The organism is Hyphobacterium indicum (genome assembly GCF_003129605.1).
Lineage (GTDB): Bacteria > Pseudomonadota > Alphaproteobacteria > Caulobacterales > Maricaulaceae > Hyphobacterium > Hyphobacterium indicum.
Genome location: NZ_QBDX01000002.1, coordinates 448,359 through 461,144, shown reverse-complemented (window position 1 = coordinate 461,144; position 12,786 = coordinate 448,359). Strand labels below are relative to the sequence as shown.

General features: G+C 60.0%; 11 protein-coding genes. 6 read left to right on the top strand and 5 right to left on the bottom strand.

Annotated elements, in window-relative coordinates:
* Positions 1 to 335 precede the first annotated feature (335 nt).
* The 3 genes from DBR16_RS06590 to DBR16_RS06580 are packed head-to-tail and all read right to left on the bottom strand — an operon-like array spanning position 336 to position 5,026.
* Positions 336 to 1,385 (bottom strand): 2-oxoacid:ferredoxin oxidoreductase subunit beta, encoded by a 1,050-nt coding sequence (locus DBR16_RS06590; RefSeq protein WP_109260447.1) that lies wholly within the window; start codon positions 1,383 to 1,385, stop codon positions 336 to 338.
* A 3-nt stretch (positions 1,386 to 1,388) separates the two neighbouring features.
* Positions 1,389 to 3,224: a 2-oxoacid:acceptor oxidoreductase subunit alpha gene (locus tag DBR16_RS06585; protein WP_109260446.1), complete on the bottom strand. Its 1,836-nt coding sequence runs from the start codon at positions 3,222 to 3,224 to the stop codon at positions 1,389 to 1,391.
* Positions 3,221 to 5,026, bottom strand: a complete 1,806-nt coding sequence (locus DBR16_RS06580) for an FAD-dependent oxidoreductase (protein WP_109260573.1) — start codon at positions 5,024 to 5,026, stop codon at positions 3,221 to 3,223. The genes DBR16_RS06585 and DBR16_RS06580 overlap by 4 nt, the downstream gene beginning before the upstream one ends.
* 191 nt (positions 5,027 to 5,217) lie before the next feature.
* Between DBR16_RS06580 and DBR16_RS06575 the strand changes: the two genes are divergently transcribed.
* The 6 genes from DBR16_RS06575 to DBR16_RS06550 all read left to right on the top strand — a co-directional run bounded on the left by DBR16_RS06575 (position 5,218) and on the right by DBR16_RS06550 (position 10,699).
* Positions 5,218 to 6,420 carry a glycine C-acetyltransferase gene (locus tag DBR16_RS06575; RefSeq protein WP_109260572.1) on the top strand — a complete coding sequence of 401 codons (1,203 nt, stop codon included), beginning with the start codon at positions 5,218 to 5,220 and terminating at the stop codon, positions 6,418 to 6,420.
* The gene (locus DBR16_RS06570) at positions 6,420 to 6,662 is read left to right on the top strand and encodes a hypothetical protein (protein ID WP_109260445.1); all 243 of its coding nucleotides are present in this window, start codon (positions 6,420 to 6,422) and stop codon (positions 6,660 to 6,662) included. The genes DBR16_RS06575 and DBR16_RS06570 overlap by 1 nt, the downstream gene beginning before the upstream one ends.
* A gap of 129 nt (positions 6,663 to 6,791) precedes the next feature.
* Entirely contained in the window at positions 6,792 to 8,006 is a 1,215-nt protein-coding gene (locus DBR16_RS06565) for a hypothetical protein (protein WP_109260444.1), read from the top strand.
* A gap of 242 nt (positions 8,007 to 8,248) precedes the next feature.
* Positions 8,249 to 9,022 carry a hypothetical protein gene (locus DBR16_RS06560; protein ID WP_109260443.1) on the top strand — a complete coding sequence of 258 codons (774 nt, stop codon included), beginning with the start codon at positions 8,249 to 8,251 and terminating at the stop codon, positions 9,020 to 9,022.
* Complete coding sequence (gene tdh / locus DBR16_RS06555; protein WP_109260442.1) at positions 8,994 to 10,031, top strand: L-threonine 3-dehydrogenase; 1,038 nt, start codon at positions 8,994 to 8,996, stop codon at positions 10,029 to 10,031. Before DBR16_RS06560 ends, tdh begins: the two co-directional genes overlap by 29 nt.
* 47 nt (positions 10,032 to 10,078) lie before the next feature.
* On the top strand, positions 10,079 to 10,699 hold the full coding sequence (locus DBR16_RS06550) for a nitroreductase family protein (protein WP_109260571.1): 621 nt from the start codon (positions 10,079 to 10,081) through the stop codon (positions 10,697 to 10,699).
* Here the strand turns inward: DBR16_RS06550 and DBR16_RS06545 are convergent, their stop codons facing one another.
* A complete protein-coding gene (locus DBR16_RS06545; RefSeq protein WP_109260441.1) occupies positions 10,700 to 10,882 on the bottom strand; it encodes a superinfection immunity protein in 183 nt (60 codons plus the stop codon).
* Positions 10,883 to 11,126: 244 nt separating this feature from the next.
* The gene (locus DBR16_RS06540; RefSeq protein ID WP_109260440.1) at positions 11,127 to 12,779 is read right to left on the bottom strand and encodes a long-chain-fatty-acid--CoA ligase; all 1,653 of its coding nucleotides are present in this window, start codon (positions 12,777 to 12,779) and stop codon (positions 11,127 to 11,129) included.
* Positions 12,780 to 12,786 lie beyond the last annotated feature (7 nt).

The following is a 12,786-nucleotide window of genomic DNA, read 5'->3' as shown; positions in this document are numbered from 1 at the left end:
GATATACAGACGACCTGCAGACCGCCTCTCACAGGATGAGGTGCGGCGCATTATAGGGGGAGATGAGCGGGCGGGGATAAGTTGCGGCCAAAAACACCGTCATCCCTCCGAAAGCAGGGACCCAGAGCGACGGACGGTCGCGATATCCATGCCCGCAATCTGCGCAGCGTGGATGCCGGCGGCTGGTTGGCGCGGGGCGTGCCGGTTGAACAGATTCAACTGGGTTCCTGCCTTCGCAGGAATGACGATTAAAATCAGGATGAAATGACTGAGGTCATCCGGGTGATGACGGGTGTGTTGCTTATTTCATGCTGAGGTGGCTCAAATCGAGCGGCTTATGCATACCCGTCCATCAGCTGCTTGAGCGTCGCCGAACCCGGGCAGAGCTTTGAATGATTGATCGCGTTGAGCGGCGTGTCCGGCAGATGATTCATCTCGCCCATCTCCGGACGGCTTTCATCGATATAGATGAGGCCGGTCGGGATTTCGGAGCCTTCGAGATTTTTCAGGAGGTCGAAGGCCGCATCGCGGTCGCGCGGATCATGGCTGGTGTCGGTCTTGCGCAGGATCACATCGCCGCCATTGTGCATGGGGATGGTGATGGCTTCGCCGTCGGCATAATCCGCAGTGATTTCCTTTTCCTCCGGCACGAAATCGGCGTGGATGACCGGGTGATAGTATTTGTAGGTGTGGGCGTAGGATTTGGTCGAGCCGGCATGATCGTTGAAGGTGACGCAGGGGCTGACCACGTCGATGACGGCAAAACCGCGATGCATGAGGCCAGCCTTGATCAGCGGCACAAGCTGTTCCTTGTCGCCGGAAAAGCTGCGCGCCACGAAAGTGGCCCCGAGGGTGAGGGCGAGGCGCACCGGATCTATCGGGGTCTGTTCATTGACTTCGCCATATTTGGCGCGAGTGCCGATATCGGCCGAGGCCGAGAACTGCCCCTTTGTGAGGCCATAGACGCCGTTGTTCTCGATCACATAGAGCATGTTGAGATTGCGGCGGATGGCGTGCGCAAACTGGCCCAGCCCGATGGAGAGGGAATCCCCGTCGCCCGAGACGCCGATATAATGCAGGTCCGGATTCACCGCTGCGGCCCCGGTCGCCACCGAGGGCATGCGTCCATGCACGGTATTGATGCCGCTGGACTGGCCGAGGAAATAGGCGGTGGTCTTGGAGGAACAGCCAATACCCGAGACCTTGGCGGCGCGGTGCGGTTCCAGGTCGAGCTCGTGGAAGGCGCGCACGAAAGCGGCTGTGATGGAATCATGCCCGCAGCCGGCGCAAAGGGTCGAGGCGACCCCTTCATAATCACGCTGGGTCAGCCCGTGCCGGTTCTTGCGCAGATGCTTGTCGACGAGCGGCTTCTTGATCGAGGTCATGGTCTAGCCCTCCGCCTGGCAATGGCTGGTAATCATACGGGCAATCAGGCCGGTATCGGCCGGCATGCCGGAATAATCGAGAATGGAAACGAGCTGTTTCTTCTCGGCTGCGGTCTCGTTGATAAGGAGCTGGCGCAGCTGCCCGTCGCGATTCTGTTCAACGACGAAAACCGTGTCGTGTTCGGCGATGAAGGCTTCGATACCGGAATGGAAGGGGAAGGCTTTCACGCGCAGATAATTGAAATGCAGCCCCTCGAGCGCCATGCGGGCAATGGCTTCACGCACCGCCGCATCGCAACCGCCTACGGTGAGGATGGCCCGCCGTGTCGGTTCTGCCGCCTTCTGGATCACCGGGCCGGGCAGATGGTCGGCGGCCTTCTTCCATTTCTGCAGAATCCGGTCGAGAACTTCCTGATAAGCAGCTGAATCTTCTGTGTATCCGCCAAATTTGTTATGGCCGGAACCGCGCGTGAAATAGGCCCCTTTCGGGTGTTCGCCGGGAATGGTGCGATAGGGAATTCCATCGCCATCATGGTCGAAATAGCGGTAGAATTTCTCGATCTTCTCAAGGTCATCGGCATGCAGGACCTTGCCGCGATCGGGCTGACGGCTGTCATCCCATTCAAAGCGCGGCACCATCCACTCATTCATGCCGATATCGAGATCGGAGAGCACGAAGACCGGGGTCTGATAGCGTTCGGCGGCGTCAAAAGCATCCACGGACAATTCGAAACATTCCTTCGGGTCGGCCGGGAAAAGCACGATATGCTTGGTGTCGCCATGGCTGGCATAGGCGGCGAGCAGGATGTCGCCCTGCTGGGTCCGTGTCGGCATGCCGGTCGACGGGCCGACGCGCTGGATGTCGAAGATGACGGCGGGCACTTCGGCATAATAGGCAAAGCCGATGAATTCGCTCATCAGAGAGATGCCGGGCCCCGAGGTTGGCGTGAAGGATCGGGCGCCATTCCAGTTGGCCCCGATCACCATGCCGATGGCGGACAGCTCGTCCTCGGCCTGGATGATGCAGTAATTATTCTTGCCGGATTCCGGATCGACCCGCAGCTTCTGGCAGTGGTTCTTAAATCCGTCCATCAGCGAGGTGGAGGGTGTGATCGGATACCAGGCACCGAATGTCGCGCCGGCATAGACACAGCCCAACGCGGCCGCGTCATTGCCCTCGATCAGGATGCAGTCCTTTGTCTCGTCCATCGGCTCCACCCGCAGGGGCAGGGCCTCGTAATTCTGCGTGATATAATCATGGCCGAGCATGAGCGCATTCATATTGGGCTCGATCAGCTTGGGCTTGGCCTTGAACGTGTCTTCCACCAGTGACTGGATGACGGCCATATCAATGCCGGTCAGGGCCGCCACGGCACCGACATAGGCCATATTCTTCATCAGCACGCGGGTGCGCGCATTGGCAAATTCGCTGTTCGTCATCTTTGCCAGCGGCACACCGATGACAGTGATGTCCTCGCGGCCATGCAGTTTCGGGCGCGGCCATGTGGAGTCATACAGCAAGGCCCCGCCGGGCGAGACGGCCTTGAGGTCCTGCTCATAGCTTTCCAGATTCATGGCGACCATCAGGTCGACATCCCCGGACCGTGCCGTCCAGCCATCCTTCGAGACGCGGATCTCATACCAGGTGGGCAGGCCCTGGATGTTTGACGGGAACATATTCTTGCCGACCACCGGCACGCCCATGCGGAAGATGGACTTCATCAACAGGCCGTTGGCGCTGGCCGATCCGGTGCCGTTCACATTGCCGATCTTGATGACAAAATCATTGATCTTCACCGCCGTTGAACCGGCGGAACGGGTTTGAGTCTGGACGTTCATTCGGCCGCTCTCCGGCTGACACTTGCGGCAAGCTCGTCATCGGCATGCGGCAGGAAGATGGTGGATTTCTGCATATCCCAGGCGGCTGTCGGGCAGCGCTCGGCGCACAGGCCGCAATGCAGGCAGAGGTCTTCATCCTTGACCATGACCCGGGCGGTGTTGGGCAGACCTTCGGAGACATAGAGCGCCTGATCGGTGTTGTTCGCCGGGGCGGACAGGCGGGTGCGCAGATCGGCCTCGTCGCCATTTGCCGTGATAGTCAGGCAGTTGACCGGGCAGATATCGATACAGGCATCACATTCCGTACAGGCCGGGGCGGAAAAGACGGTCTGCAGATCGCAATTGAGGCAGCGTTCGACCTCGGTCTTGATCTGCTCGGGCGTGAAGCCGAGCTCGACCTCGATATCGAGCTCCTTGAAACGCTCGGCGAGATCGACTTCCGGCATGTCGCTGCGGGCATCGGGATCATAATCATTGGAATAGGACCATTCATTCGGCCCCATCTTGGCGGTTTCCAGATTGACCCCGCGCGGCAGGCGGTCATTCACGTCTTCGCCCATGCAATGCTTGTGGATTGAAATCGCCGCCTGATGGCCATGCTCGACGGCCCAGATGATGTTCAAAGGACCAAAAGCCGCATCGCCGCCGAAGAAGACGCCCTTGCGGGTGGATTCAAACGTGGTCTTGTCGACAACCGGGGTTTCCCACTTGTCGAATTCCATGCCGATATCGCGCTCGATCCAGGGGAAGGCATTGTCCTGACCGATCGCCAGAATGACATCATCGCACGGCAGGGTGACTTCGCCGGTCTTGCGCGTGCCGGTGATCTTGCCGCGCTCGTCGACATCATACTCCATGACCTCGAACGTCATCCCGGTCAGCTTGCCGTTTTCGGTGACGAAGGCCTTTGGCGAATGATTGACGATGATCTCGATATTCTCGTGCTCGGCGTCTTTCAGCTCCCAGGGTGAAGCCTTGAAGAATTGCCGCGGCTTGCGCGCCATGACCTTCACACTGTCCGCGCCGAGGCGCAGCGAGGTTCGGCAGCAATCCATGGCGGTATTGCCGACGCCGATGATCAGGACTTTCTTTCCGATCTCCTCGATATGATCGAAGGCGACCGATTCCAGCCATTCAATGCCGATATGGATATTGTCTGCGGCGTCCTCGCGGCCGGGCAGGTCCAGATCCTTGCCCTTGGGCGCGCCGGACCCGACGAAGACGGCGTCATAGCCTTCCTCCAGCATGGCTTTCATCGAGTCGATGCGATGTCCGGTCTTCAGCTTGACGCCCATGTCGAGGATGTAGCCGATCTCGTCGTCCAGAACCTTCTCCGGCAGGCGGAAAGAGGGGATGTTGGAGATCATCAGCCCGCCGGGCTTTTCCAGCGCTTCGAAGATGGTGCAGTCATAGCCCAGTGGCGCGAGGTCATTGGCGACCGTGAGCGAGGCCGGACCGGCGCCGATCAGGGCGATTTTCTTGCCATTGGGGGGCATTACCTCCGGCATGAGGTGTTTGACCTCGTCGCGGTGATCCGCGGCGACGCGTTTCAGGCGGCAGATGGCCACCGGCTCGTCCTCGACGCGGGTGCGGCGGCAGGCCGGTTCGCAGGGACGGTCGCAAACGCGGCCCAGAATGCCCGGAAAGACATTCGACCGGCGGTTCATCATATAGGCGTCGGTATAGCGGCCCTGCGCGATCAGCCGGATATAGTCCGGCACCGGCGTATGGGCCGGGCAGGCATGCTGGCAATCGACGACTTTGTGGAAATATTCCGGATCGCTGGTATCCGTTGGCTTCATGCCCATTCAATTATTCAAGGCGGATAACGCGCCCTGATCCCTCCCGGCGAAATACTGTGTGCAGCTAAAACCAGTTTACCGGGACTGCCAAGGAAAACCGGCAGAATCCGGGTGCGTTTGCGGCGTGTCTGCACGATTGAACCGGACCGGCCCTGCGGCTATGTCTGGCGCAGACCCAGATGGAGACCGACATGTCCGACGCCTTCTTTGCGCACCTTCAGGAAACGCTGAATGAAATCGAGGCCGAGGGGCTGTTCAAGCGCGAGCGGGTGATCGCCTCGCAGCAATTTTCCGAAATCGATGTGAAGCGCAATGGCACGACGGACCATGTCATCAATTTCTGCGCCAATAATTATCTGGGTCTGGCCAACCGCCCGGAGCTGATCGCAGCGGCCAAGGACGCGCTCGACACATACGGATTCGGCGTGGCGTCGGTGCGCTTCATCTGCGGCACGCAGGTGGTGCACCGCGAGCTGGAAAAGGCGATTGCGGACTTCACCGGCCAGGAGGATGCCATCCTCTATGCGGCGGCCTTTGATGCCAATGGCGGCGTGTTCGAACCGCTGCTGGAAGCCGAAGACGCGATCATTTCCGATGCGCTGAACCATGCCTCCATCATTGACGGGGTGCGGCTCTGCAAGGCGAAGCGCTTCCGTTATGCCAATTCCGACATGGACGATCTGGAAGCGCAGCTGAAAGCGGCTGAGGCCGCCGGTGCGCGCCACAAGCTGATCGTCACGGACGGCGTGTTTTCCATGGACGGCTATATCGCCAAACTGAAGGATATCTGTGATCTCGCGGACAGGTATGGCGCGCTGGTCATGGTCGATGACTGCCATGCGCACGGCTTCATGGGCGCCAAGGGACGCGGCACGCCGGAACATTGTGATGTGATGGGCCGGGTCGACATCATCACCGGCACGCTGGGCAAGGCACTGGGCGGGGCGATGGGCGGATTTACCGCGGCGCGCAAGGAAGTGATCGACCTCCTGCGTCAACGCTCGCGGCCTTATCTGTTCTCCAATTCACTGGCGCCGTCCATTGCCGGTGCCTCGCTGAAGGCGCTGGACATGGTGGCCAAGGGCGATGATTTGCGGGCGCAGCTCTTTGACAATGCCAAACGGTTCAGGACCGGGATGAGCGCGGCCGGATTTGACCTTCTGCCGGGCGAACACCCGATCATACCGGTGATGCTGGGCGATGCGGCGCTGAGCCAGAAAATGGCCAACCGGCTGATGGAGGAGGGGGTCTATGTGATCGGCTTCTTCTATCCGGTCGTGCCCAAGGGCAAGGCGCGGATCCGCACGCAGATGAGCGCGGCGCATACGTCGGAGCAGATCGACCGGGCGATTGCGGCGTTTACGAAGGTCGGCAAAGAGTTGGGGGTTATTTGATGGCGACGAAAGATGATTTGAAACAATGGGTTGCTGAGGCGTTGCGAGATTTGGGTGGCTCGGCGCGACTTATTGATGTGGCTGAACGAATATGGATGCGGCATGAGGGCGAATTAAAAAGTTCAGGCGATCTATTTTTCAGATGGCAGTACGACATGCGCTGGGCAGCAAATGAGCTGAGACGTTCAGGAGTAATGAAGCCAGTCGATGAATTGCCGAGAGGGTACTGGGGCTTGAAGTAGTTTTTACCGTGACGCAATCGCCATAATCCGGTACCAATCGCGAAGCAGATTTCGTCCGGGAAGCGAATTTGCATCTGTTTTACAGCCGGGGGGCATCAAGACGGCAAGGGCTTTGCCGAGGAGGTTTTGATGTCTGAAACACCAAATGAAATGGCGGCGCAATCGCCGTCTGTCCAATCACCACCGGTCAGCAATGCGCGTCCTTCGGACGAAATGCTGCCATTCCTGAACAATTTCCACGACATTTTCACCACGATCGGCGTGCTGATCCTGCTCGGCGGGCTCGGCATCGGGGCCGGGCAGGTGATGTCCGGGCTGGGCCTGGAAGAGGGCGGTCTGCGCTGGCAGATGGCCTTGATGGGCATGATTGGCGGCATAGCCGTGATCGTCTGGTTCCTGTCCGCGCTTCTGGTCGGTCAGCAACGCCGCATTTTACCGGGCATCGTATTGTGCGTGGCCTTCAGCGTATCGGTGACGATTGTGCTGGTCTGGGCCTATACACAGCTGGTGACGCAGGGCCTGGGGCTCAACGAGGCGTATTTCGAAAGCCGCTTCGCCAATGCGCCGGAAGACATGGAATTCGGCCGCGAAGCGGTGGATTATGCTCTGGCCAACATCCCGTTGGCGCTGCGCCTCTTTCCGGTGGCCATCGGGCTGGCCGCGCTGATCCCGGTGGCGATGTATTATTTCAGCTTTCGTCTGCCCTTTGCCGGCGGATTGCTGGGAGTCGGGCTGGCGACGCTGGCCGCGCTGACCCTGTTCACGATTGATCCCTATACGGTCGGCGTCTGGTCGCCTGCGGTGAATGTGGCGGTCGGCGGCGCGCTTCTGCTGGCCGGTATCATCTTTGATGCCCGCGATCCGCAGCGCCAGACCCGCCTGTCGGGTACGGCGTTCTGGCTGCACTTTTTTGCCGCGCCCATCCTGCTGACAGCCGTCCTGAATGTCGTTCAGATCGGCTGGACGCTGGAGGAGGCCGATTTTGTCAATCCGGAGCGGATGAATCTGCTGGCGGCGATGGGGTCCGATACCGGTAATGCCATGCAGCTGGCCGTGGTGGCGCTGACCGTGATCGCGCTGTTTGCGCTGGTCTCGCTGTTGATCAACCGCCGGGCGCTGATCGTGTCCGGTCTTCTGACTGCCGGAATATCCATCGGCGTCATCGTCAATGGCTCCGGGCTGGAGGCTCCGGCCGTGGTGGCGATCACGCTGCTGACGCTGGGCGGGATTGTGGTCCTCCTGGGAGCGGCCTGGAATCCGGTGCGCCGTCTTCTCCTGCTGCCGATCCCGGGCGAAGGCCCGCTGGCGCGCATCTTCCCGCCGGTCAGTGCGGCTGAAGGTTAGTTCCTGAAAACCCAAATCCGCGATTTGCTCCGGCTTGACCGGAGCATCTCGTGGCGGCGGGCGGTGCATTTGATCGAGATCCTCCGGTCCCCCGTTTTCACGAGGGCAGGCAAGCCGGAGGATGACAGGGGAGGTCAAGCCGGAGGATGACAGGGTGTGGGCGTTGTTAGCCGCGCGCTCCTATCATCCGGCTTCTCATACGGCCGGAGGCAGGCTAGCCTTGCCAGACGGGGAGGCTTTTCATGATCTGGATTCAACGGGGATTGCTGGTTCTGACGCTGGTGTTTGCCGGGCTGACGGTGTGGCTGGCGCTGGAAATCCGGTCCGTGCCCTTGCCGGATCAATTCACGCTACCCAACGGGTTCGAGACGCCCATCCTCGCGATGGAATTTCCGCGAGATGCCGAAGATCTGGAATTTGTCCGTGGACTCGAAAACGAGGATATGCGGCGGCATATCTTTGTCGTGCAATATATCGACCAGTATTTTCCCTATGCGTATGGCGGGCTGCTGGCGAGTTTTCTCGGCTCAATCATAATCATGGTGATGAAGCGATTTTCACGCCAAACGCTGCTGCACGTCACACTTTTGATTGGATGGGTGGTTCTGACCGCCTCGGTCATCCAAAGCGATCTTCGCGAGAATGCTGCAATCGACCGAGCCCTGTCTGCGGTCCTCTCCGATCCCGTCGCCATGCACGCGGCACTTGATACACTTGCCCATTCGGTTGCTTTGCATGCCTGGATCAAATGGAGCTTTATCGCCCTGATGATTGGCCTTGCTTCGTTGTTTCTGATTGCGTCAAGGCAACGAATTCTGGGCGGCCTGGTCTTACTTCCCGTGCTTGCAACCCTCTATGCCGCGTTGATCAACTCTACCGGCCCCGCAATCGAATTCATGGCGCAGGCGATTGCAGTTTTCTTCCTCGCCATTCCGGTGCTGGCGGTTTATTTCCTCGTCCAGTCTTTCCGCCGGACGGAGCCCGAAAATGAAAGCCCTCGCCAAGTCGAAACCTGAAACCGGAATCTGGATGATCGAGGATGCCGCCGTGCCCGAAATCGGGCCGGACGATGTGTTGATCAGGATCCGGAAAACGGCGATCTGCGGCACCGATATCCACATCTATAACTGGGATGAGTGGGCGCAAAAAAATGTGCCGACGCCCATGGTGGTCGGCCATGAATACTCCGGCGTGATCGAGGCCGTGGGCTCGGACGTGACGCGCGTCTCTGTCGGCCAGCGCGTGTCGGGCGAGGGCCATGTTGTCGGCGCCAGCTCTCGCGCGGCGCGGGCCGGGAAATTCCACCTCGACCCGGATACAAAGGGTGTTGGCGTCAATATTCCCGGCGCATTTGCGGAATACATGAAACTGCCGGCCTTCAATGTGGTGCCGCTGCCCGATGATGTGCCGGACGAGATCGGGGCCATCCTCGATCCGCTGGGCAATGCGGTGCACACGGCCCTGCAATTCGACATGATTGGCGAGGATGTTCTGGTCACCGGGGCGGGGCCGATCGGCATCATGGCTGCGGCGATTGCCCGCCATGTCGGCGCGCGCCATGTGGTGCTGACCGATATCAATCCGGACCGGCTGGCGCTGGCGGAAAAAGTCGTGCCGCATCTGACGCCGGTGAATGTGAGCCAGCAGGATCTGAAGGACGTGATGGCGTCGCTGAAAATGCGCGAGGGCTTTGATGTCGGGCTGGAAATGTCGGGCGCGCCGCAGGCTTTCGGCCAGATGCTGGATACAATGGTAATGGGCGGAAAAATTGCCATGCTCGGCCTGCCGTCAAAGCCGATCGAGGTCGATTTCGGCAAGCTGGTCCTGAAGGCGATCACCGTCAAAGGCGTTTATGGCCGCGAGATGTTCGAGACCTGGTATAAGATGCTGGCCATGCTGCAATCGGGTCTCGATGTATCCGGCGTGATCACACACCGTTTGCCGGTCGATGATTTCCAGGCCGGGTTTGACGCCATGCGGTCCGGCCAGTCCGGAAAGGTGGTGCTGAATTGGGGACGTCCGTGACAGCCAACCGCCATCCCCTCGACTTTACCGAAAAGCCGCTCGACGCCATGACCGCCGAGGCGAAGGCGTTCTATGAGGACATCCGCAAGCGCCGGACGGTGCGGGAGTTCTCTGACCGGGACGTGCCACGCGAGATTATAGAGCATGCGGTACTGGCCGCGGGCACTGCGCCGTCGGGCGCGAATCACCAGCCCTGGCACTTCACCGTGATCGGGAAAGGCCCCTTGCGGACGAAATTGCGTCAGGCGGCGGAGGCGGAGGAGAAGGCTTTCTATGAAAGCAAGGCGAGCGCGGAATGGCTGGAGGCGCTGGCGCCCTTGGGGACCGATGACCACAAGCCCTATATCGAGATTGCGCCGTGGATCATCTGCGTCTTCGCGCAGCGCCGCGGCGGCGTGACCGTGGGTGAAAACCGCAAGAATTATTATGTCAATGAGAGCGTGGGCATTGCCTGCGGCATGCTGCTGACGGCATTGCACCGGTCCGGCCTGGTGACGCTGACCCACACGCCGAACCCGATGACCTTCATGTCAGAACTGTGCGGGCGTCCAAAGGACGAGAAGCCCTACATGCTGATCGTGGCGGGTTATCCGGCAGAGGGGGCGACCGTGCCGGAACATGCGCTGATCAAGAAGTCACTCAGCGACATTTCCGATTTTATCGCGTGATCAGGTGCGGACGCGGCGTTCGCCGGCGGTTGTCGACCAGATCAGGGCGATGATCCAGCCGATCACGGTCCAGCCCAGAAGGAAGTTGGTCAGGAAGATCGCGAACGTGTTGTGATGGCCGCGCGCCAGCGCAATCAGGCTGGGAATAAAAAATAACACGATGCCGGGAATGACGATTTCCATCGGGCTTGCTCCTTATCGAATTTCGATAAGAAGGTAAGTCCGTTTCGCCGGGAGTGCAAGAGCCGGCGAGGGGGATTGTGCGATGTGCTGTCCCGTGCCATCGCGGTTTCCTCCCCCGTTCACGGGGGAGGGGGACCACGAAGTGGTGGAGGGGGCAGGCCCCCCTCGTCGCTGCGCGACACTCCCCCCGCAAGCAGGGGGAGAAAGAGCGAGCGTGCACGCAGCGCGAGGACGCTTTTGAAACCTACCCCTCCATGCCTTCGGTTCCCGGGAATTGGTAATCCCGATAGATGTCCCGCAGCTTCGTCTTGAGGATTTTGCCGGTCGCGCCAATAGGCATTTCGTCAATGAATTCGACTGCATCCGGCACCCACAATTTCGGTACCTTGCCGCGGAGAAACTCCAGAATGGACTCGGCATCCGGTTCAGCGCCTTCGCGGAGCTGGACAATGAGCAGGGGCCGCTCCTGCCATTTCGGGTGGTGCTTGCCGATGACGGCCGCCATGGCGACATCGGGATGGCCCATGGCCTCGTTTTCCAGATCGATGGAGGAAATCCACTCACCGCCGGTCTTGATGACGTCCTTGGAGCGGTCGGTAATGGTCATGAAGCCGTCGGAATCGAGATAGGCGACATCGCCGGTTTTCATCCAGCCATCGTCGGTGAAGGCTTCGGCGCCGGCGCCGCGGAAATAGCCGGAGGCAATCCACGGCCCGCGGACATGGACATGGCCGGAGGATTTGCCATCCCAAGGCAATTCCCGGCCTTCATCATCGACGATCCGCATTTCGACGCCATAGACGAGGCGGCCCTGTTTCAGCTTCAGCTTGACCATTTCGTCACGGCTGAGATCGGCATGCTTGGCGAGCGGCACATTGACGGTGCCCAGCGGGCTCATTTCCGTCATGCCCCATCCTTGCTGCATGGTGACGCCGTAATTGTCCTCGAAGGCGCGGAGCAGGGCTTCGGGCAGGGCGGAACCGCCGATCAGGACGCGTTCGACGGAATCGATGCGCTTGTCGTTTTCACGCAGATATTGCAGCAGGCCGAGCCAGACCGTTGGCACGCCCGCAACATAATTGACCTGCTCTTCCTCGATCATTTCATGCAGGCCGGCCCCGTCGAGGCGCGGCCCCGGCATGACCAGCTTGGCCCCGCCCATCGGGGAGGCGTAGGGGATGCCCCAGGCATTGACGTGGAACATCGGCACCACGGGCAGCATGACGCCGCGCGCGCCGACACCGATCACATCGGCGGACATGCAGGCCATGGCGTGCAGCAGGGTTGAGCGGTGGGAATAGAGCACGCCCTTCGGATCGCCCGTTGTACCGGAGGTGTAACACAGGCCTGCCGCGGCATATTCGTCGAAGACCGGCCAGTCATAATCCGGCTTGTGATCATCGATCAGGTCTTCATAGGCGAGGCATTTTGTCTGGACGTCCTTCACATGACCGGAATCGGCCATCAGCACCCAGTTCTTCACGGTCTTGCAGTGCTTGGCGATGCCATCGATCAACGGCGCGAAGGTCTTGTCGAAGAAGACGGCTTTTGACTGGGCGTGGTTGAGAATCCAGATGATCTGCGCCGGATCGAGGCGCGGATTGACGGTGTGAATCACCGCCCCGATGCCGGAGACACCATAATACAGTTCGAAATGCCGGTGCGTGTTCCAGGCGATGGTGGAAACGCGGTCGGATTCCTTGATATGCAGCTTCTTGATCAGCGCATTGGCGAGCTGGCGCGTCCGCTTGTGGGCATCGGAATAGCCATAGCGGTGGGTTGACAGATCTTCCGGCAGGCGGCTGACGATCTCGCGATCGCCATGACAATTATCGGCATGTTTCAAAATCCCTGAAATCATCAGGGGGGCATCCATCATTTCGCCCTTCAGCATCATTTCTCAT